This window comes from Bradyrhizobium sp. 26S5 (genome assembly GCF_036923295.1).
GTDB lineage: Bacteria > Pseudomonadota > Alphaproteobacteria > Rhizobiales > Xanthobacteraceae > Bradyrhizobium > Bradyrhizobium septentrionale.
In genome coordinates this window covers 8007629-8028820 of sequence record NZ_CP145948.1, presented here as the reverse complement: position 1 = coordinate 8028820, position 21192 = coordinate 8007629, and the positions used below count along the sequence as shown (strand labels likewise).

Annotated in this window: 16 protein-coding genes and 1 riboswitch; of the genes, 10 read left to right on the top strand and 6 right to left on the bottom strand. The window is 64.4% G+C overall.

The genetic code is table 11. The features are described 5' to 3' along the window. Positions 1-124: 124 nt before the first annotated feature. From V5279_RS37855 to V5279_RS37825, 7 genes are all read left to right on the top strand, one after another. Positions 125-5128, top strand: a complete 5004-nt coding sequence (locus tag V5279_RS37855) for a calcium-binding protein (RefSeq protein WP_338692008.1) — start codon at positions 125-127, stop codon at positions 5126-5128. Continuing rightward, positions 5125-5703, top strand: coding sequence for an invasion associated locus B family protein (locus V5279_RS37850; RefSeq protein WP_338692007.1), 579 nt, complete (start codon positions 5125-5127; stop codon positions 5701-5703). The genes V5279_RS37855 and V5279_RS37850 overlap by 4 nt, the downstream gene beginning before the upstream one ends. Then, positions 5700-6449 (top strand): hypothetical protein, encoded by a 750-nt coding sequence (locus V5279_RS37845; protein ID WP_338692006.1) that lies wholly within the window; start codon positions 5700-5702, stop codon positions 6447-6449. Before V5279_RS37850 ends, V5279_RS37845 begins: the two co-directional genes overlap by 4 nt. 200 nt (positions 6450-6649) lie before the next feature. Next, positions 6650-7522, top strand: a complete 873-nt coding sequence (locus V5279_RS37840) for an AraC family transcriptional regulator (RefSeq protein WP_338692005.1) — start codon at positions 6650-6652, stop codon at positions 7520-7522. A gap of 99 nt (positions 7523-7621) precedes the next feature. Continuing rightward, a complete protein-coding gene (locus tag V5279_RS37835; RefSeq protein ID WP_166298869.1) occupies positions 7622-8818 on the top strand; it encodes a CaiB/BaiF CoA transferase family protein in 1197 nt (398 codons plus the stop codon). A gap of 64 nt (positions 8819-8882) precedes the next feature. Next, on the top strand, positions 8883-9626 hold the full coding sequence (locus tag V5279_RS37830; protein WP_338692004.1) for an SDR family NAD(P)-dependent oxidoreductase: 744 nt from the start codon (positions 8883-8885) through the stop codon (positions 9624-9626). Positions 9627-9630: 4 nt separating this feature from the next. Continuing rightward, on the top strand, positions 9631-10275 hold the full coding sequence (locus V5279_RS37825; protein WP_029079390.1) for a glutathione S-transferase family protein: 645 nt from the start codon (positions 9631-9633) through the stop codon (positions 10273-10275). A gap of 56 nt (positions 10276-10331) precedes the next feature. On the opposite strand, the gene V5279_RS37820 is transcribed toward V5279_RS37825, so the two are convergent. From V5279_RS37820 to V5279_RS37795, 6 genes are all read right to left on the bottom strand, one after another. Continuing rightward, positions 10332-11174, bottom strand: coding sequence for an ABC transporter ATP-binding protein (locus V5279_RS37820; protein WP_338692003.1), 843 nt, complete (start codon positions 11172-11174; stop codon positions 10332-10334). Between the two features lie 76 nt (positions 11175-11250). Continuing rightward, positions 11251-12576, bottom strand: coding sequence for an ABC transporter substrate-binding protein (locus tag V5279_RS37815; protein ID WP_338692002.1), 1326 nt, complete (start codon positions 12574-12576; stop codon positions 11251-11253). Between the two features lie 106 nt (positions 12577-12682). Then, complete coding sequence (locus V5279_RS37810) at positions 12683-13810, bottom strand: branched-chain amino acid ABC transporter permease (RefSeq protein WP_338692001.1); 1128 nt, start codon at positions 13808-13810, stop codon at positions 12683-12685. Between the two features lie 15 nt (positions 13811-13825). Further along, positions 13826-14755 carry a branched-chain amino acid ABC transporter permease gene (locus V5279_RS37805; protein ID WP_084518351.1) on the bottom strand — a complete coding sequence of 310 codons (930 nt, stop codon included), beginning with the start codon at positions 14753-14755 and terminating at the stop codon, positions 13826-13828. Between the two features lie 9 nt (positions 14756-14764). Further along, complete coding sequence (locus V5279_RS37800; protein WP_338692000.1) at positions 14765-15550, bottom strand: ABC transporter ATP-binding protein; 786 nt, start codon at positions 15548-15550, stop codon at positions 14765-14767. Next, positions 15547-17517 carry an AMP-binding protein gene (locus V5279_RS37795; RefSeq protein WP_338691999.1) on the bottom strand — a complete coding sequence of 657 codons (1971 nt, stop codon included), beginning with the start codon at positions 17515-17517 and terminating at the stop codon, positions 15547-15549. Before V5279_RS37795 ends, V5279_RS37800 begins: the two co-directional genes overlap by 4 nt. Positions 17518-18248: 731 nt before the next feature. Next, a riboswitch (guanidine-I (ykkC/yxkD leader) is annotated at positions 18249-18359 on the top strand. 78 nt (positions 18360-18437) lie between these two features. On the opposite strand from V5279_RS37795, the gene V5279_RS37790 reads away from it, so the two are divergent. From V5279_RS37790 to V5279_RS37780, 3 genes are read left to right on the top strand one after another with little or no spacing between them, the layout of a single operon-like run. Further along, positions 18438-19511 carry a putative urea ABC transporter substrate-binding protein gene (locus V5279_RS37790; protein WP_338691998.1) on the top strand — a complete coding sequence of 358 codons (1074 nt, stop codon included), beginning with the start codon at positions 18438-18440 and terminating at the stop codon, positions 19509-19511. Between the two features lie 43 nt (positions 19512-19554). Next, positions 19555-20373 carry an ABC transporter permease gene (locus V5279_RS37785; RefSeq protein WP_338691997.1) on the top strand — a complete coding sequence of 273 codons (819 nt, stop codon included), beginning with the start codon at positions 19555-19557 and terminating at the stop codon, positions 20371-20373. Continuing rightward, entirely contained in the window at positions 20370-21188 is an 819-nt protein-coding gene (locus tag V5279_RS37780) for an ABC transporter ATP-binding protein (protein ID WP_338691996.1), read from the top strand. The genes V5279_RS37785 and V5279_RS37780 overlap by 4 nt, the downstream gene beginning before the upstream one ends. The last annotated feature ends 4 nt before the right edge of the window (positions 21189-21192 follow it).

Below are 21192 nucleotides of genomic sequence, written 5' to 3'. Positions count from 1 at the left end.
GTCATAAAGGGGACACGCCATGGTTGTCACACGGACCTCTGTTGCACGCGTGAGATCGCAAGGCTTCGTCCGGAGCTGGGTCGCATCCGGCGATGCGGACAGCCGTTCGCTGCGGCGCCGGCTGATGACAGTGCTGCGCCAGGCGCATCGGAGACTCGGCGTCAAGCGTGACCGGCTCGGGCTCGGGACGCTGGGCGTCTCGGGAGCCGTAACACCACGGTTGTTCAGCGGCGGGTTCGTGGGTTGGGCGTCGTTCGTGCTGGTTGCGGCGAGTTTTGCTGCCATCCCTCAGACCGCGAACGCGCAGGCCTATCAGGCAGGCGGAGGTTCCGCGACAGGCGGCAATGCCGTGGCGGTCGGACCTGGCTCGACGGCCAGCGGGCTGCGCGGCATCGCGCTTGGAAGCGGAGCAGCGGCGTCGGGACTCGATTCCATCGCCCAAGGCACGAGCACGAGCGCAGGTGCTCAGAATGCCGTCGCGATCGGCTTCCAGGCGATCGCGTCCCAGTTGAACTCCGTCTACCTTGGCTCGCGCACTGTTGCGGGAACAGGTGCCACCGCTGCAAGTGCCATCGGCATTGGCACGGACGTGACAGCATCCCAGGCCGACGCCATTGCGATTGGACGTTCATCCGTTTCGTCGGCACAGTACTCGGTGGCGCTCGGCCTGAACGCGAAGGCCACGGGCACCGGCGGCGCGATGGCGCTGGGCCAGGGCACGGTCTCGAGCGGCGTCAATTCGGTCGCGCTCGGCGTTTCCGCCAATGCCACGGGAGCAGGCACGAGCGCCTTGGGCACATTCGCCAGTGCCACCGGCGGCAATGCCACCGCGGTCGGCGTCAGCTCCACGGCCAGCGCCAACTATTCATGGGCCGGAGGCTGGTCGTCCGTCGCCTCGGCAGACAGCGCTGTTGCTCTTGGCAAACAATCGGTCGCGTCGGGGATCAACTCATTCGCCGGGGGTAGCTCCGCCACCGCGGCCGGAGATTTCGCCGTGGCTGTGGGCAACCAGGCGCAGGCGCAAGCTGCCGGGGGCGCGGTCGCGATTGGATCGGGCGCCATCGTTGGCAACACGGCGACTGGTGGTATTGCGCTCGGCAACAATGCGAGCTCCACCAACGTCTCGGCGGCCGCCATCGGTGTCGGGGCTACCGCATCCGGAGGGAATGCCACAGCCGTCGGCACCCTGGCGCAGGCCACTGGCACGTATGCGAACGCATATGGCTCCGGCGGGACCACGCTTGCGACGCGGGTGACCGCCTCGGGCGTCGGGTCACTGGCGATCGGCGGTAATGCCACCGCCGGCGCGAATGCATCGGGGAACAACGCCATCGCCATCGGCGGACAGTCTGCCGCCAGCGCTGCAAGCGCGATCGCGGTCGGCACCAGCGCCGTCGCCAATTCCGCCAACGCCGTTGCGGTGGGCACCAATACGCTTGCGACCAACGGCCAGGCGGTCGCCGTCGGCGCCGGCAACGTCGCCAGCGGCAATGGCGCGGTCGCGATCGGCGATCCCAACACCGCGACCGGCAATGGCGCCATTGCGAGCGGCCTGAACAACACCGGGACGGGCGACGGCGCAGTCGCGATGGGCAACACCAACATGGTGGGCGGCGGCGGCCAGGCCGTCGGCACCGCGGGCACGCCGGCGCAGGGCGCGGTTGGCATCGGCTATCAGAACACAGTGACCGGCCAGGGCGCGGTGGCGATCGGCGACCGCAACGTGGCCAATGGCGCGAGCGCGGTTGCCCTGGGCAGCCAGGCCAACGCGTCGGCCGCCAACGCAATCGCGCTCGGTGCGGGCGCAATCGCGACCAACGCGGGCGCCGTCGCGCTCGGCAACGGCAGCGTCACCGCCGCGGCGGTCGGCACGCCAAATACGGTGATCAACGGCACCACGTATACCTTCCAGGGCACCACCCCGACCTCGACGGTGAGCGTCGGCGCGCCCGGTGCCGAGCGCACCATCACGAATGTCGCCGCAGGGCGGATCAGCGGATCCTCGACCGATGCGGTCAACGGTTCGCAGCTCTTCGCCACCAACCAGGCTGTCGATTCCATCGGCACCACCGTCAACAACATCAACAATGGCGGCGGCATCAAGTATTTCCATGCCAATTCGACGTTGGCCGATTCGTCTGCCGCGGGTACGAACTCGGTTGCGATCGGCCCGGTGTCGACCGCGACCGGCAGCAGTTCGGTGTCGATCGGCAATGGCGCGACCGCGGCGAATGCCAATGATATCGCGCTGGGCTCGGGCAGCCAGACCACCACGGCGGTCGGCACGCCGAATACGGTGATCAACGGCACCACCTACACCTTCCAGGGCACGACGCCGACCTCGACCGTCAGCGTCGGCGCACCCGGCGCCGAGCGCACCATCACCAATGTCGCCGCGGGGCGGATCAGCGGATCCTCGACCGATGCGGTCAACGGCTCGCAGCTCTTTGCGACCAACCAGGCGGTCGACGGCCTCGCCACCACCGTCAACAACATCAACACCGGCGGCGGCATCAAGTATTTCCATGCCAACTCGACGCTGGCCGATTCCTCCGCCGCGGGTACGAACTCGGTTGCGATCGGACCGGTGTCGACCGCGACGGGCGCCGGCTCGGTATCGATCGGCAATGGCGCGACCGCCACGAATGCCAACGATATCGCGCTGGGCTCGGGTAGCCAGACCTCCACGGCGGTCAGCACGGCGAGCACGGTGATCAATGGCACCACCTACAACTTCCAGGGCATAACACCGACCTCGACCGTCAGCGTCGGCACGGTCGGGAACGAGCGCACCATCACCAATGTCGCGGCGGGGCGGATCAGCGGGTCCTCGACCGATGCGATCAACGGCTCGCAGCTGTTTGCCACCAACCAGGCTGTCGACGCCATCGGCACCACCGTCAACAACATCAACAATGGCGGCGGCATCAAGTATTTCCACGCCAATTCGACGCTGGCCGATTCGTCTGCCGCGGGAACAAACTCGGTTGCGATCGGACCGGTGTCGACTGCGACCGGCAGCGGCTCGGTGTCGATCGGGAACGGCGCGACCGCCGCGAACGCCAACGACATCGCGCTCGGCTCGGGCAGCCAGACCAGCACGGCGGTTCAAACCGCCAACATGGTCATCGGCGGCACCACCTACAGCTTCGCCGGCACCACCCCAACCTCGACCGTCAGTGTCGGCACGGTCGGCAACGAGCGCACCATCACCAACGTCGCAGCGGGCCGGGTCAGCAACGGCTCGACCGACGCGATCAACGGTTCGCAGCTGTTTGCCGCGACGTCGGCGATCGACAGCCTCTCGACCGTCGTCAGCAACGGCCTGACGCATTATTATGGTGTCAATGACGGCGGCACCCAGCAGGCCAACTACACCAACAACGGTGCGACCGGGACCAATTCGATGGCGGCCGGCGTCGCCGCGTCGGCGACGGCCACGAATGCGACGGCGGTGGGCTTCAACACCCAGGCCACGGTGGCCGACGGCGTTGCGATCGGCTCGGGTTCAATATCCAACCGCGCGGTGGCGCCGGCATCCGGCATCATCGGCGGCACCATCATCCCCTACAACACCACCGATCTCACGCTGCTCGGCGCGGTGTCGGTCGGCAATGCGACCAGCTACCGGCAGATCACCAACGTGGCCGACGGTACCCAGTCGAGCGACGCCGTCACCGTGCGGCAGCTGACCGGCGCGCTGACCTCGTTCGCGACCACGACGACGAAATACTTCCACGCAAATTCGACGCTGGCGGATTCGCTGGCGGTCGGCAACAACTCGGTCGCGGTGGGGCCGCAGACCGTGGTCAATGGCGACAACGGCATCGGCATGGGCTTTGGTGCAACCGTGGCGCAGACCGCGCCCGGCGGCATTGCGATCGGCCAGAATTCGGTGTCCAACTTTGCCGATTCGATCGCGTTCGGAACCAATGCGCAGGCCAGCGGCATCCAGTCGGTGTCGATCGGCGCAGGATCCCAGACGACCAATCCGACCAGTGTCGCGCTCGGTCCGAATGCCAAGGCGACGGCGCAGGCCGGCGATGTCGCGCTCGGCGCCAATTCGACCACCTCGACCGTGGTGGCGACCGCTAACACCACGATCGGTGGCACCACGTACGCCTTCGCCGGCGCGACGCCGACCTCGACCGTCAGTATCGGCAGCGCCGGTTCGGAGCGTACCCTCACCAACCTGGCCGCGGGGCAGATCAGCGCGACCTCAACGGATGCGATCAACGGCTCGCAGCTGTGGGCCACCAACACCTCGCTCGACGCGCTCTATACCACCGTCAACAACATCTCGACCGGCAGTGGCGGCATCAAGTATTTCCACGCCAATTCGACCGCGGCGGATTCCTCCGCCACCGGTGCGGAGAGCGTCGCGATCGGACCGCAATCGGTCGCCAGCGGCGCCAACGCGATCTCGATGGGCAACGGCTCCGCCGCGTCGGCCGACAATTCGGTCGCGATCGGCGCCGGCGCCAAGGCGACCCAGGCCAACTCGCTGGCGCTCGGTGCGAACTCGACCACCACGGCCAATCTGAGCGATGCGGCTTATACGCCTGTCGTCGGCAAGACCGTGGCGGGCGTAGCGACCGGCGAAGTCTCGGTCGGCTCGTCCGGCGCCGAACGCCGCGTCACCAATGTCGCCGCGGGCTCGGCTGCGACCGATGCGGTCAACGTCAGCCAGCTCCAGGCGGTTGCGAGCGGCTCGATCCGCTACGACACCGATGCCTCCGGCAACACCACCAACAAGGTGACGCTGAACAGCGGCGGTAGCGGGTCGGTGACGATCAGCAACGTGGCGGCGGGCGTCGCCGGCACCGATGCGGTCAACGTTAACCAGCTCAACAGTGCGTTCCAGCAGCTCAACGGCCAGATCGGCGAGGTGCGGCAGGACGCCTGGCGTGCGGCGGCGATCGGCATGGCGGCGGCGTCGCTACGCTATGACGACCGGCCCGGCAAGATCAGCGCATCGGCCGGCGGCGGCGTCTGGCGCAGCCAGGGCGCGCTCGCCTTCGGCATCGGCTACACCAGCGAGAACGGCCGGCTGCGCAGCAACGCGGCGGCAACCACCGCCGGCAGCGACTGGGGCGTCAGTGCCGGCGTGAGCTTGACACTCAATTGACCCTGGCGTCGACGAGGCGGCTGGCATGTCTGGCTACGGCAATCTGGCTCTGCGCAGCGGGGAGTGCGGCCGCGCAGGGCGCGCCGCCGTCCGCCTACGCCGTGAAGCCGTCGGACGTCGTGGTGCCCGAAGGCGAGACGCTCGGCGAGTTCAGGCGTATGATCCAGCCGTTCAAGAACTGGACCCTGATCTGCGACGAGAGCCTGAAATCGAAGCGCCGGGTCTGCAACGTCACGCAGTCGATCGTCAACGCGCAGGGCGCCGTCGCCTTCAACTGGTCGCTGATTGCGACCGCCGACGGCAAGCCGCTGATGGCGATGCGCATCCCCGCAGCCGCCGGCGTCGGTGCGCAGATCGAGCTCGCCATGGGTGAAACGCCGGACCGCATCGTCGCGCAGACCGATCGCTGCGATGCCAGTTTCTGCTTCGCCACGATTGCGATCGGCAATGTGCTCCGCCGGCACATCCGCGCGGCAACGCCGTGCCTTGTGTCCTATCAGCTTCCGCAAGCAGGGCCGATCGTGCTGACGGCGCCGCTGGACGGACTGTCCGGCGTGCTGGCGAAATTGAAATGATCGACAAGAGGACGAAGACGCCGATGCGACTGAAGACCCCCATCCTGATTTTCGCGGCGGTCGTCGTGGCGGCGCTCAGCGCGGCCGGCGTCGTGGGATATGCCCAGCAGATGCAGCCTGCCCAGGCGCAGCCGCTGCCGCTGCAGCAGGGCGCGCCCGCGCCGGCCAAGAAGCCCGCCGTCGCCGCGAAGCCGCAGCCGCACAAGTCGCGTCCGCAGGAAGCGCAGCCGCAATCGCCTGCGGTATCGGCTCCGCCGCAGCAGGCGGCGCAGCAGCCGACGGTGTTCGACGATCATGCGCGGCAGGGCAACATCGTGACCTGCGCCAATCTGTTCGCGACGCTCGGCCGCGGTCTCGCGATGAACTCGAACTACACCGCGCAGTCGCAATGGGACGCCAAGGCCGGCAATTCCCATTCGGTGCAGTCGCTGGTCGCGCTCGCGCCCGGCCAGGCCGCGCAGGCCAACGCGCAAGGAAACGCGCAAGGCAGCGCGGCGCAGCAGGCCGCCGGAATCGTGTTTGCCGCACCGGTTGGATCGTCCTGCGAAGGCAATCTGGTGCGGGTGACGCCACGCACGGAAAGCTGCCCAACGGTTGCCGCCGAGCTCGCCAAGCTCAATGGGCAGAATGGCACGCTGGGCGAGCTCTTGACCATCGCGCTGCCGAACGGCGCGCAAGTGGTGCTGATTCCGTTCGGCAATGCCTGCGTCGCGGTGACGGCGCTGCGGGTCGCCGCCGGGGGATGACGCGCGGTTGATCGGCGCTGAGTCACACCCGCCCGGCCGCGCCGCTTCGGTCGGCGCGACGATCGCGTTAGCCGCAATAGGCCGCATCACGGTTCCGTGCGCCGCGACAGTCCAGCGAGAAGGGGCTGGATTTTTTCTCCGGGATAGTCAATTCTGATTCAGAACTCACCCATCCGTGCCAAACGCGGAGGAGATATCCCATGGAGGAAGCGCGCACCGAGCGGTATGTCCGCCAGGTCGGCGGTGAACTTGTGTCCTCCGTCATCGCGCGGTCGAAGCCGATCCGGGTCGAGCTGCTCAGCCGGACCTCGCGGCCCCGCATGAACTGGCATTTTCGCCAGCCTGAACTGACGCTGTTCTGGTTCCGCAACGGCTGCTCGCAATTGCGCGCCACGATCAATGGCCGGCCGGTCGAATCCGAGTTCTCCGAAGCGGCCAATCTCGCGCTGTTTCCCGCCGGCACCGAGATCGAGGGCGAATGGTCGGTCGGGCCGGCGTTCGATTATGTGGTCGTGTTCCTGGATCCAAAGTTCGTGCAGAGCCGCCTCAATGGCGTGATTGAACGGCCGGCGCTTGCGTTCGGCCATGACCAGCTCTGCCGCGGCCTCGCCGAGCTCAGTCAGGAGGCCACCGCGCCCGACAATCTGTTCGATCTGTTCGCCGAGGGCTGGGCCAGTCAGGCGCTGGCCCATATCGCGCGGCTGTCGCGCAGCGCCGAGCCGGCGAAGCCCTTGAGCCGCGGCGGATTGCCGGCGCTCAAGCTGCGCAGGATCGAGGAGTTCGTCAGGGCAAATCTTGGCGAGACCATCTCGCTATCGGCGCTGTCAGATGTGGCCGGCCTGAGCAAGCGGCATTTCCTGCGCGCCTTCCAGGAGAGCACCGGCACCAGCCCGCATCGTTATGTGCTCGATCTGCGCATCGACCAGGCCAAGCGCCGCCTCGGCGAAACCGATGACAGCGTGACCAGCATCGCGCTGGCGTCGGGCTTCAGCCACGCCCAGCATTTCTCGTCGGCGTTCAGGCAGGCCACCGGCATGAGCCCGTCGCTGTTCCGCCAGCAGTGCCGGGCCTGAGTTTCGGCGCTTTTTTGCAAGTCGCGGCGGTTTCCCGGAAGCGCGGGCCCATGCTCCATCGTACGCCGGCATGGCGTAAATCGGAGAAGGAAGCAGCGCATGTCAGGGCCATTGGCGGGAGTTCGCGTACTTGATCTGACGGGTGTCGTCTCGGGCCCGTTCGCGACGATGTTCCTGGCCGATCAGGGCGCCGATGTCCTCAAGGTCGAACCGATCGGCGGCGACATCACCCGCCGCAGCCGGGCCAATGTCGACAAGACCGGCGAATTCTCGGCGCTGTTCATCTCGTCGAACCGCGGCAAGCGCTCGCTCTCGATCGACATGAAAACCGATGCCGGCCGTGACGTGCTGGGCAAGTTGGTGCTCGAGGCCGACGTGCTGGTGCAGAATTTCCGGCCCGGCACGATGGAACGTCTCGGGCTCGGTCCGGACGAGGTGCGCAGCAAGAATCCGCGGCTGATCTATGTCTCGATCAGCGGCGTCGGCGAAGACGGGCCTTACGCCAAGAAGCGGGTCTACGACCCGATCGTGCAGGGCTTGTCCGGCTTCTGCGATATCCAGGCGCAGCCGGTCACCAACCGTCCGCAGATGATCCGGACCATCGTGGCCGACAAGACGACGGCGGTCTATGCCGCGCAGGCGATCACCGCGGCGCTGTACGCCCGCGAGAAATCCGGCCGCGGCCAGCATATCCAGGTCGCGATGCTCGACGCGATGATCGCCTATCTCTGGCCGGAAGGCATGATGCAATACACGGTGGTCGGCCGCGAGCAGACCACGTCGGATCCGAACGACCGTCCCGATCTCGTGTTCCAGACCTCGGACGGTTACCTCACCTGCGGGACCATCTCCGATTCCGAGTGGCAAGGCTTCTGCAGGGCCACCGGCGATCCGGAACTGGCCAGTGATGCGCGTTTCGCCACGCCGGCCTCGCGCTCGGTCAATGCGACGGCGCGCATCAACAGGATGCAGGACTATATCGGCCAGCACAGCACCGCCGAATGGCTGGCGCGGCTCGATGCGGCCGACGTGCCGTGCGCGCCGATCCTGCGGCGCGGCGAGATCATCGCCAACGAGCAGGTGGTTGCCCGCGGGCTGATCGCCGAGCTGGAGCAGCCCGGGGTCGGCACCGTGCGGCAGCCAAAACCCGCGGCGCGGTTCGATGTCGATGCTGCCGCGATCGGCGGCCCGGCGCCGCGCATCGGTCAGCACAGCCGCGAGGTGCTGCGCGATCTCGGCTACGGCGATGCGGCCATCGAACAGATGATCGCCGAGAGGGCCGTGCGCGCGGTCTGAGCGATCGCGCCACGCAACGTCACCATCCTTGAACTGAACAACCGCCGTCGGTGGGAGATGTCCTATGGCCGAGACAAACAAGACTGCCTTGCTGGTTGGCGCGGGCGATGCGATCGGTGCCGCGGTGGCGCGGCGCTTCGCGGCAGGCGGCTACACCGTCTGCATCGCGCGGCGCGATGCGGCGAAATCGAGCGCCCTGTTGGAGGAGCTGACCGGCGCCGGCGGCCAGGTGCATGCGCTCAGCGTCGACGCCCGGCGCGAGACCGAGGTGCAGGAGCTTTGCGAGCGGGTCGAGCGCGAGTTCGGGCCGATCGAGGTCTGCCTGTTCAACGCCGGATCGAACGTCAAGAAGGAGTTGCACGAGACCAGCGAAAAACTGTTCTTCAAGGCTTGGGAGCTCGCCTGCTTCGCCGGCTTCCTGGTCGGGCGCGAGGCGACACGGCACATGCTGCGGCATGGCCGCGGCACCATGCTGTTCACCGGCGCAACCGCCAGCGTGCGCGGCAGCAGCGGCTTTGCGGCATTCGCATCCGCCAAGTTCGGCCTGCGCGCGGTCGCTCAGGCGATGGCGCGCGAGCTCGGGCCGAAGAACATCCATGTCGCCCATCTCCTGATCGATGCCGGCGTCGACAGCCCGGCCATCCACCAGCGGATGAAGGCCGCCACGGGCATCGACGCGTCGGCGATCCCGCCTGACACGCTGACCCGCACGTCCTCGATCGCGGAAGCCTACTGGTTCGTGCACCAGCAAAGCCGCGACGGTTGGAGCCACGAGCTGGATCTGCGTCCCTCCGTCGAGAAATGGTGACGCCATGCCGGAAACGCTGACGCTGTGGGGGGTAGGGACATCGCGGACGATTCGGGCCCATTGGGCGCTGCACGAATTGGGGCTGGATTATCACTGCAAGCCGATCCTGCCGCGCTCGGGCGAGACCAAGACGCCGGAATACACGTTGCTCAATCCGCGTCAGAAAATACCCCTGCTGCAGGATGGCGACTTCACGATCGGCGAGAGTGCCGCCATCGTCGCCTATCTGGCGCGCCATTATTCCAATCCGAACATCTCTCTTGTCCCGGTCGAGGAGCACGACTTCGCGCGATGGCTGGAGTGGTGCTTCTTCATCGTGGCCGAACTGGACTCGACCAGCCTCTACGTGATGCGCCGCCACGGCCTCAAGGGCCTCGCGCATATCTACGGCCACGCTCCCGATGTGGTCGGCAAGGCCGCGGAGTATTTCCGCCAGCAACTGCGGCACGTCGAAGTCGCGTTGTCGGACGGTCGCCAGTATCTGATGGGCGATCAGTTCACCAGCGCGGATATCCTGCTGACCACCTGTCTGGTGTGGGCCATCGATTACGGCGTCGGGGTCTGCGACGTCGCGACGCCGTATCTCGATCGCGTCACAGCAAGGCCGGCCTACAAGGAGAGCGTCGCGGTCAACACCGTGAAGATCTGAGCGGTGACACGTGTCAGGGCCATCCCTTGCCGCTCAAAGGCAAACGTTGCCGTCGGCTAAGCGAGCCAACGCTTGCGCCTCTTGTAGTGCTTCACATCGCGATATGATTTTCGCTTGTCGCCGGCGATGCCAAGATAGAACTCCTTGACGTCCTCGTTGGCGGCGAGGGCGCGCGCTTCGCCATCCATCACCACGCGGCCGTTCTCGAGGATGTAGCCGTGGCTCGCATATCTGAGCGCCATATTGGTGTTCTGTTCGGCGAGAAGAAACGATACAGCTTCCTTGACGTTGAGATCCTTCACGATGTCAAAGATCTCCTCGACGATTTGGGGCGCGAGGCCCATCGAAGGCTCGTCGAGCAGGATCATCTTCGGGCGCGACATCAGCGCGCGCCCGATCACACACATCTGTTGCTCCCCGCCGGACGTATAGCCGGCGGTGGAACCGCGCCGTTCCTTGAGACGGGGGAAATAGGTATAGACCCGTTCCAGATCCTGCGCGATCGCGAACTTGCCATCCCTGCGCGTGAAGGCGCCGGTCAGGAGATTCTCTTCGACCGTAAGATGAGGGAAGGCGCGCCGCCCCTCCATCACCTGAATGCAGCCGCGTCGCACCACGTCGTTTGGCGACAGGGACTTCACCTCGACGCCGTTGAACAGGATCGAGCCCTTGGTGACCTCGCCGCGCTCTGCGTGCAGCAGATTGGAGATCGCCTTCAGCGTCGTCGTCTTGCCGGCGCCGTTGGCGCCGAGAAGCGCGACAATGCCGCCTCGCGGGACCTCCAGCGAGACGCCCTTCAACACGAGGATGACGTGATCGTAGACAACCTCGATATTGTTGACCGATAGAATCAGAGCTGCCGCTTCCGTCGCAGCGGTGACGACCTTGGCGATTGACACGCGCAGACCTCCAAACTGTAGCAGGGGCCGGGATCCGGGAGCAGGCAAACCTGCCTCCCGGATCACTTGCACGGGCTCAGGTTTCTTTCGCGCAGTCGCGCGGCGTGATCTTCTTCTCCGCGGCATACTTCGCGGACACATCGGCCACGAGCGGTTCGATGAGCGATTCGTCGGCCGTGTACCAGTCGGAGATCACTTTCCAACCCTTGCCGTCCCATTGCTGGACGCGCCCGTAGCGCGCGCCCTCGTGGTCGGAGCAGGAAATGCTGACCGGCTTCAACATCCCCTCAAAGCCGAGTTCCTTGATCCGATCAGCGGTGAGGATGAGGTTCTCAAGCCCCCAACGGACCTGCTCGCCCGTCAGCGGTTTCTTGCCGAACTTTTCCTGCGCCTTGCGGATCGCCTCCACGCCGAGCATGGCGTTCGTCATGCCGCGGTTGTAGAGAACTTCGCCGATCTTGCCAGGTTCTGTCGAACCCTTGCCCTTGGCGTAGACGTACTTCTCTATGTCCGCGTGTGCCGGGAATTTTCCCGCGCCATGCTGCAGCATCAACGATTTGTAACCCGTGGCCTGATCGCCCGCGGGCGTCACATCCGGCTCTGCGCCTGACCACCAAACACCGATCATCTTGTCGCGCGGATAGGCAACGGCCGCCGCTTCCTTGATTGCCGTGCTGTTCATGACGCCCCAGCCCCAGACCAGCACATAGTCCGGCCGATTCTGGCGGATCGCCAGCCATTGCGACTTCTGCTCGACGCCGGGATGCGTGACGGGGATCGGCGTGAACTCAAAGCCGTATTTCTGCGCCAGCACCTGCAGCATCGGAATCGGCTCCTTGCCATAGGGGCTGTCGTGATACAGCAGCGAAATCTTCTTGCCTTTCAGCTTGTCGAACCCGCCGAGCTCCTTGGCGGCGTGCTGGATCGCGATATCGGCCGCGGACCAATAAGTGCCGAGCAACGGAAAATTATATGCGAACACCGCGCCGTTCTTGGAATCGGCACGGCCGTACCCCATCGTGATGATCGGGATCTTGTCGGTCACGGTCTTTTCAGTGAGCGCGAAGGTGATGCCGGTCGACAGCGGATTGATGAAGGCCGCGCCGGTTGGTCCCTTGCTCTTGAGACGCTCATAGCACTCGACGCCTTTGTCGGTCGCGTAGGCGGTCTCGCACTCCTCGACCAGAAGCTTGACGCCGTTGATGCCGCCGTCGCGCTCGTTGATCAGGTTGTAGTAGTCGGCAACGCCGTTTGCGTAGGGCGCGCCGTTCACGGCGTACGGTCCAGTCCGGTAGGACAGAATTGGAATGAACTGCTCGTTTTGCGCTGCGGCCGGTGCGCTGAACGCCGCGCCGGCCAAGGCGGTCGCCAGTATCAGTACACTGCGTGCAATACTTGCCATATTGATATCCTCCTCCTTAAAGCCCCTCTTTTCCGTCTGCGATGCTTCTTTCCTCTCGGTTGTCAGCGGCCGCCATCCACGTCGCGATCGAGGCGCGATCGCTCCTTCAATATGGAAACGGCCAAAGTCGGAGCTTCTCCTTGCCGATCGATATCAGCCGGGCGAAGCCATGGGGTTCCTTGATCAGCAGATAACAGATCAGGGATCCGAAGATGATGAACTGGAGGTGAGTGATCGTCTGCGTCGACAGTGGCAGGCCGAGTTCGGTTGGAATCACATTCAGCATGATCGGCACGATGAGGATGAAAGCCGCCCCGATGAACGAACCCATGATCGATCCGAGCCCGCCGATGATGACCATGAACAGAAGCTCCAGCGAGCGGTCGATCGAGAACGCAAGTGGCTCCCATGAACCGAGGTAGACGAACGCCCAGAGCGCACCCGCCACCCCGATGATGAATGAAGAGACCGCGAAGGCTGTGAGCTTGGCATAGAGCGGCCGGATGCCGATCAGTTCGGCGGCGATATCCATGTCGCGGATCGCCATCCACTGCCTGCCGAGATTGCCGCGAACGAGATTCTTCGCCAACACCGCCATCACGGTCACGAAGAGCAGACACAGCAGGTAGCGCTCGACCGGCGTGCGAACGACCATGCCGAAGAAATCCAGCGCCGGTGCATTGACCGATCCCGACGGGGCGTAGTTGGTGAACCACGGAATTCGCAGGAACGCCCAATCGAAGAAGAACTGCGCGGCGAGCGTTGCGACCGCCAGGTAGAGACCCTTGATCCGCAGACTGGGAATGCCGAACAGGATTCCGGCACAAGCCGCCGTGAACCCACCAAGCAGAATGGATGCCAGCACTGGCAACGGCGGCATCGAGATCGCGAAGCCAAGCCAGGCAAGCGGGATATGAACGCCTGTCGCCAGCTTGTAGGCGGAATAGGCGCCGATGGCCATGAACGCGCCGCTGCCGAGCGAAATCTGGCCGCAATAGCCGACAAGTATGTTCGTGCCGATGGCGGCGAGCGCCAGGATAAGGAAGGGCAGCAAGATCGCCCACAACAGATAGTCGGTGCGGAACGGCCAGATGCGGAAGGTGGCCAACAGCGGCACGCCAACGAAAGCGATCGCGAGCAAGACGGCGAGCGCAATACGGTCCTGACGGATCGGAAAGATCGCCATGTCCTCCGCGTAGCTCGTCTTGAACTGGCCGGCCTCGCGATAAAGCACGACGAACTCCTTGTCTCAGATACGTTCGATGATCCGCTCGCCGAACAGCCCCTGCGGCCGCACGAGAAGCACCGCCAACGCCAACACAAACGCAAACCAATATTCGATACCGCCACCGATGGATGGCCCTAGATACGCCTCGGCAAGCTTCTCGCCCGCCCCCACGATGAGCCCGCCGACGATGGCTCCCGGAATCGAGGTGAGGCCTCCGATGATCAGAACCGGAAGCGCCTTCAGGGCGAGAAAAGTGATGGAGAACTGCACGCCGAGCTTGGTTCCCCACACGGTCGCCGCGACCAGCGCAACGAGGCCGGCGGCAAGCCAGACGACGAACCAGATCCAACTGATCGGGATACCGACTGAATGCGCGGCCAAATGGTCGTCGGCCACGGCCCTGAGTGCGCGACCGGTCTTGGTGCGCTGAAAGAAAATTGCGAGGCCAGCGACCAGAATGCCTGCGATCAGTGCGCCCCAGACATCCAGCTTGTTGACCAGAATCCCACCCGGGAACAAGCCTTCAAACAAAAACCATGCGTCGGTCGGGAACAGCCGCAACGGGTAGACATCCGATCCGAAGATCATCTCCGCGGCGCCCTCGATGACGAATGTCACGCCGATCGTCGACATGAACAGCGTCAGGCCGTCCTGGTTGACCAGAGGTCCGATCACGAACCGCTCGATGAGCCAGGCCGTTGCCGCCATGATCACGGCGGCAAACCCGACAGCGAGGACGACCGCGACCCAAAGCGGAAAGCCGTTGGCGACCAGGAGGTCGAGGGAGCGAACCAACGCCAATCCCGCGAGCAATACCATTGCTCCCTGAGCATAATTGAATACGCCGGATGCCTTGAAGATCAGCACGAAGCCGAGCGCGACCAGCGAATAGAGCACGCCGGACATCAATCCGCCGATAAGGACCTCGAGAAACTGACCCAGTGCGATCATGGACGCACCTCAATGCGCGACGCCAAGATATGCGTCGATGACGGCTTGACTTCTCTTGACTTCATCAGGCGTGCCGTCGGCGATCTTTACGCCGTGATCAAGCACCGCTACGCGATCCGACAGATCCATGACCACGGCCATGTCGTGCTCGATCAAGGCGATGGTCGTGCCGTAATGGTTGTTCACATCAGTGATGAACCGCGACATGTCCTCCTTCTCCTCGAGGTTCATGCCTGCCATCGGCTCGTCGAGGAGAAGAAGGTCGGGCTCCATCGCGAGAGCGCGACCGAGTTCGACACGCTTCTGCAAGCCGTATGGCAAACGCCCAACCGGTACCTTGCGGATTGTCTCGATCTCCAGAAAGTCGATGATCTCCTCGACCTTGCGTCGATGCTCGACCTCCTCCGCGAGGGCAGGGCCATAACGCAGCACCTGCCACAACAGCCCCCGGCGCACCTTCAGGCTGCGGCCTGCCATGATGTTGTCGAGCGCGCTCATGCCCTTGAACAGGGCGACATTCTGAAAGGTGCGCGCGATGCCGCCGCGTGCTGCCTCGAAAGGCTGCATTCTGGCCCGGGTGCGCCCCTTGAAGGTGATGGCGCCATGGTTGGGATGATAGAAGCCGTTGACGACGTTCAGCATCGAGGTTTTGCCGGCGCCGTTGGGGCCGATGATGGCTCGAATTTCACCCTTTCTGACGTTGAACGAAACGTCCCGCAGCGCCTGGACGCCGCCGAAGGCCAGTGCCACGCCCTCGACCTGGAGCAGGATTTCGTTGGTGTCCGGCGCTCTCATGCTGCTCGTCCCAGCGATTCTGTCGGACCGATGACTTGCATGTCGCGCACCTTGACCCGTGCCGCGATCGTACCTTTGCGACCATCCTCCAACGTGACCTCGGTGGAAATGTCGGCCTCCTGCGAGCCGTTGTAGAGCGCCGTGACCAGCGGCGCATAGCGCTCGGCAATGAACCGGCGGCGCACCTTCTGCGTGCGGGTCAATTCACCGTCATCCGCGTCGAGCTCCTTGTGCAGGATGAGGAAGCGGCGAACCTGCGCGCCCGCCAGCACCGTTTCCTTTGCAAGCGAGCGGTTCACCTCGGCAACGTGATTCGCGACCATGTCGTAGACCAGCGGATGCCCGGCCAGTTCCTGATACGACCCGTAGGCGACGTTGTTGCGTTCCGCCCAATTCGCGACGGCGACCGGGTCGATGTTGAGCATCGCGCAAACAAAATCTCGGGAGTCACCGAAAGTGACCGCTTCCTTGATATTTGGATAGAACTTCAGTCTGTTCTCGAGATACTTCGGGGCAAACATCGTGCCGTCCGCCAGCCGACCGACGTCCTTCGCACGATCGATGATCTTCAGATGCCCGGTCTTCTCGTCGAAAAAGCCTGCATCACCAGTCCTGACGTATCCGTCGGACGACATAGCTTCCGCGGTCTTTGCCTGATCCTTGAAATATCCGAGGAACATGCCGGGCGAGCGAAACTGCACTTCGCCCGATTCCGCTATGCGAATGTCAACATTGGGCGCCGGCGGACCAACCGTATCCGAGTAGATCTCGCCATCGGGCTGGCACGTTACATAGAGGAACGCTTCGGTCTGGCCGTAGAGCTGCTTCAGGTTCAGACCGATCGAGCGGTAGAACGCGAACAGTTCCGGACCGATAGCTTCACCTCCAGTGTATGCAATGCGCACCAGAGACAGGCCAAGAACGTTCTTGAGAGGCTCGTAGACCAGCCAACGTCCGAGCGCATAGAGCAATCGGCCTGACAGCGGCACCGGACGTCCCGTCAAGACTGGCTCGCCATACCGCCGCGCGACGTCCAGAAAGTAGCTGAACAATCGCCGCTTGATCGGCGCCGCGTCCTCCATCCGGACCATCAGCCGCGTCAGCATGGCCTCAAAACCGCGTGGTGGGGCTAAGTAGAAGGTTGGTCCGATCTCACGCCGATCCTGCTCAATCGTGTCGCCGCTCTCGGGACACGCCATGCAGAATCCAGCCACGAGGCCTTGCACGTAGCTGACGTAATGATCGCCGGCCCAGGCCAGCGGCAGATAGGCGAGCACCACGTCCCTGTCGGTCAGTCTGTCGAACCGCGTGGTGTCGGTCGCAGCATCGATGCAGCCTCGCGAGGACAGCATGACTCCCTTCGGCGCGCCGGTCGTTCCCGAAGTGTAGAGGATGACTGCGATGTCCGAACCGTTGCCCGCCTGCACGTATTCATCGATCCGTTCGCCAATCGCCATGTCAGCCGCAAGCGCTACGCGGCCGTCTTCGATGACATCGCCGATTGCGATCAGTCGACCGTCATCATAGCCATCAAGGCCGCGCGGCTCGTCATAGACGATCTTGTCGAGTTGCGGCAATCGATCGGACACCGACAGGATCTTGTCGACCTGCTCCTGGTCTTGCGCCGCGACCAGCTTCGCCTCGGCGTGGGCGAGCACAAAAGCAAGTTCGTCGGCCACTGCATCAGCGTAAACCGGAACGGGAATCGCGCGCAGCACCTGCGCTGCCATCATGGTCCAGTAGAGCTTCGGCCGATTGGAGCCAACGACCGCGATTATCTCACCCTGCCGCAAACCAAGCCGATGCAGACCCGCGGCATAGGCACGGACGATCCCGGCAACTTGAGCCCAGGTCCAGCTCTGCCAGATGCCAAGATCCTTGTGCCGAAACGCCGGACGCGTGCCTAACTGCGCTGCATTCCGCAGCAGCAATTTGGGGAACGTGTCAAACGATCCGCCACCGGCCATGTCGGTCTCGATCCCAAAAACCGGCGCGTTGGTTCGCCCCTGCTTATGGTGACGCCGGCCCGTTTCGGGCAGCAGCCATGCGAGTTCCGCATGCTCCAAGATGACAGCGGATCGGGAGTCCTACAAGTGCCAGATTGACCGATCATCCGCGGGGCAGTCCTCCGGCAGGGCGGACTGGCCGCCATTCCAGAAGCGAATCTTGCAGCCAACCAATCAAGAACGTTTCTGCCACCAGGCTAATCGGCTCAGAAGGGGTAGCCCCAATGCCCGGCGAGTCTTTGACGGGCTGAGCGCGAGAACAGACGCTACGTCGTTCGATCTGCGAGCCTCAGGTCAATAGAATCAAGCCCCGTCGTCGGGCCGCGACGCGATAGGACAGGCTTGCTGCCATCTACCCTACGCTCGTCCAACTCGCATCGATAAGGGTATGGCTGCGCATCAGTGAGCCCGCGTCCCGGTCCGTTTTGGACCGCCGACGTCGCATCGCGGCGTCAGGCCGTACCGGCCATGCAGTCCGCGCCAGAGGGCACTCAAGAGCTTGCGCATCGAACGTCCCTCTCGACATCAGGATAGCGGATCCTGCGGAGGTCGCCGGCGAAATGACAGAGCCATTTCTGGGCAGGCCTGCGCAGTTTTTGAGCAAACGGCCATCGCGTCGGAGCGACCCGCGCCAAAAAATCTTATGAGATTCAAATACCGGCGCTGTGGCACGCCTCATGCATCGAAGGCGTCGAGTTGGCCGCTAGGGTTCCGACCTTGAGAGACAAGGTGCTGGTCCGAGAGCAGCCGCTTGCGGGGGAGACATCCCCGCAGGTGCACGGCGGGATAAAAGCCCGGGAGACCTCGTTAGCCAAGGGCTTGGCGGAGCGATGGTCTTTTCGCCAGTCCCTTTTTGTGAAGTTTCGCAAGAGGGATCGGCAATGCACAAATTCAGTTTCTTCCTCCGCTCTGTTGTCGTCGGCTGCGCAGTTGCGCTCGCGGCCGTATCAGGCGCCGACGCCGCGCCGAAGAAAAGCTTCAAGGTCGCCTGGTCGATCTATGTCGGGTGGATGCCGTGGGGCTATGCGGCCGACACCGGCATCGTCAAGAAGTGGGCCGACAAATACGGCATCGCGATCGAGGTCAAGCAGTTCAACGACTACGTCGAATCGATCAACCAGTACACCGCCGGCGGCTATGACGCCGTCACCATCACCAACATGGACGCGCTGTCGATTCCCGCCGCCGGCGGCGTCGATACCACCGCGGTCGTGATGGGCGACTTCTCCAACGGCAACGACGCCGTGATCCTCAAGAACAAGCCGGACCTCGCGGCGATCAAGGGGCAGACCGTCAACCTGGTCGAGTTCTCGGTGTCGCATTATCTGCTGGCGCGCGCGCTCGAGACCAGCAAGTTGAGCGAGAAGGACGTCAAGGTCATCAACACCTCCGATGCCGACATCGCGGCGGCCTACAAGACACCTGATGTCACTGCAGTCGTGACCTGGAATCCGATTGTGACCGAAGTCCTTGGCTCGCCCGACGCCAAGAAGGTGTTCGATTCCTCGCAGATCCCCGGCGAGATCATGGACCTGATGGTGGTGAACACGGCGGTCGCCAAGGACAATCCCGACTTCGCCAAGGCGCTGGTCGGCATCTGGTACGAGACGATCTCCAAGATGACGGCGAACGATCCCGCCGCGAGGGCCGCCAAGGAGGCAATGGCCAAGGCCTCCGGCACCGATCTCGCCGGTTTCGACAGCCAGCTCTCGACCACCAAACTGTTCGACAAGGCCACCGATGCCGAAGCTTTTACGCGCAGCAAGACGGTTGGGGCGACCATGGATCGGGTGCGCAAGTTCCTGTTCGAGAAGGATCTGCTCGGCAAGGGCGCGAAATCGGTCGACGCCGTCGGCATCGAGCTCGCCGACAAGTCGGTGCTGGGCGACAAATCGAACGTCAAGCTGCGCTTCGACCCGACCTACATGGACGAAGCCGCCAAGGGCAAGCTCTGACGCCAAGCTCTGACGTATCGCCCGCCTCAGGCAGGAGCCGACCATGCGACTTGTGAACATACGGCCGGGACGGCAGACGCGATTCTATCTGCTCGCGCTGCCGTTCCTGTTGGTCGCAATCGCCTACTTCGCCGGCTCCAGCGCGCGGCTCACGCAAAACCCGAACGACAAGCTGCTGCCGGCGCTGCCCAGCATGGTGCAGGCCGTCAAGCAGATGGCGTTTGAAGTCGACCCGCGCACCGGCAGCTATCTGATGGCCTCCGATACCGTCGCCAGCCTGGGGCGGCTGGGGTCGGCGCTGGCGATATCGACGGTGGCGGCGCTGGTGCTCGGCATCGTGATCGGGCTGTTGCCGGGCGCTAACGTCCTGCTCGGGCCGTTCGTGTCGGTGACCTCGATGGTGCCGCCACTGGCATTGCTGCCGATCCTGTTCATCGTGATGGGATTGGGTGAGAACTCGAAGATCGCGCTGATCGTGATCGGGACGCTGCCCTGCATGATCCGCGACCTCGCGATGAAGGTGCAGGAGCTGCCGCGCGAGCAGATCGTCAAGGCGCAGACGCTCGGCGCCTCGACCTGGCAGATCGCGCTGCGCGTCGCGGTGCCGCAAACCCTGCCGCGGCTGATCGACGTGTTGCGGCTGCAGCTCGGGCCGGCGTGGTTATTCCTGATCGCGGCCGAGGCGATCGCCTCGGATTCCGGGCTCGGCTACCGGATCTTCCTGGTGCGCCGCTATCTCGCGATGGATGTCATCATTCCCTACGTCGCCTGGATCACGCTGCTGGCGTTCCTGATCGATGGCGGCCTGCGCGTCATGCAACGCAGGCTGTTTCCCTGGTTTGCCTCGGTGAGGGCGGAATGAGTGCGATCCGTTTCGACGACGTCTGGAAGGAATATGGCGACCACATCGTGTTGGAGCGCATCACGATGGAGGTCGAGCCGCGCGCCTTCATTGCGCTGGTGGGCCCGTCCGGCTGCGGCAAGACCACGCTGCTCCGTATGCTGCTCGGCGAGGAGCAGCCGAGCCGCGGCCAGATCCTGGTCGACGGCAAGCCGCTGCCCGGCGAGCCGGACGCCGACCGCGGCGTGGTGTTTCAGCGCTACTCGGTGTTTCCGCATCTGACCGTGTTGCAGAACGTCATGCTCGGCCGCGAATTGCGCGACGCCAAATTCACCGCCCGGCTGTTCGGCGCCGCGCGCCGCGCCGCCGCCGATGATGCCATGAAACTGCTTGCCGAGGTCGGGCTCGCCGGCCAGGAGAACAAATATCCCTCCGCGCTGTCGGGTGGCATGCAGCAACGCCTCGCGCTGGCGCAGGCGATCATGCGCGAGCCAAGAATCCTGCTGCTCGACGAGCCGTTCGGCGCGCTCGATCCGGGAATCCGCGCCGACATCCATGTTTTGATGAAGCGGCTCTGGAACGAGACCCATCTGACCGTCGTGATGGTGACGCACGACCTCAGTGAAGCGTTCGGGCTCGCAACGCGCGTGATCGCGCTGGAGCGGCAGCGCAACCGGCCCGAGGAGCGCGAGCGCTACGGCGCCACGGTGTCGCGCGACCTCGAGATATTCCCGCGCCGCAGCGCCGAGCTGCGGTCATCAGTTAGCCAGCTCCGATCGGGACGACCCGGTCAGGCAAGGAGCATCAGCCGGGACGGCCCGGCGCTCTCGTCTTGAAGGA

Bases quoted from the DNA above. Each gene is read 5' to 3' on its own strand.
- V5279_RS37855 (WP_338692008.1), top strand. From the start codon at position 125: ATGACAGTGCTGCGCCAGGCGCATCGGAGACTCGGCGTCAAGCGTGAC.
- V5279_RS37845 (WP_338692006.1), top strand. From the start codon at position 5,700: ATGATCGACAAGAGGACGAAGACGCCGATGCGACTGAAGACCCCCATC.
- V5279_RS37840 (WP_338692005.1), top strand. From the start codon at position 6,650: ATGGAGGAAGCGCGCACCGAGCGGTATGTCCGCCAGGTCGGCGGTGAA.
- V5279_RS37835 (WP_166298869.1), top strand. From the start codon at position 7,622: ATGTCAGGGCCATTGGCGGGAGTTCGCGTACTTGATCTGACGGGTGTC.
- V5279_RS37830 (WP_338692004.1), top strand. From the start codon at position 8,883: ATGGCCGAGACAAACAAGACTGCCTTGCTGGTTGGCGCGGGCGATGCG.
- V5279_RS37825 (WP_029079390.1), top strand. From the start codon at position 9,631: ATGCCGGAAACGCTGACGCTGTGGGGGGTAGGGACATCGCGGACGATT.
- V5279_RS37815 (WP_338692002.1), bottom strand. From the start codon at position 12,576: ATGGCAAGTATTGCACGCAGTGTACTGATACTGGCGACCGCCTTGGCC.
- V5279_RS37805 (WP_084518351.1), bottom strand. From the start codon at position 14,755: ATGATCGCACTGGGTCAGTTTCTCGAGGTCCTTATCGGCGGATTGATG.
- V5279_RS37800 (WP_338692000.1), bottom strand. From the start codon at position 15,550: ATGAGAGCGCCGGACACCAACGAAATCCTGCTCCAGGTCGAGGGCGTG.
- V5279_RS37795 (WP_338691999.1), bottom strand. From the start codon at position 17,517: ATGGCCGGTGGCGGATCGTTTGACACGTTCCCCAAATTGCTGCTGCGG.
- V5279_RS37790 (WP_338691998.1), top strand. From the start codon at position 18,438: ATGCACAAATTCAGTTTCTTCCTCCGCTCTGTTGTCGTCGGCTGCGCA.
- V5279_RS37785 (WP_338691997.1), top strand. From the start codon at position 19,555: ATGCGACTTGTGAACATACGGCCGGGACGGCAGACGCGATTCTATCTG.
- V5279_RS37780 (WP_338691996.1), top strand. From the start codon at position 20,370: ATGAGTGCGATCCGTTTCGACGACGTCTGGAAGGAATATGGCGACCAC.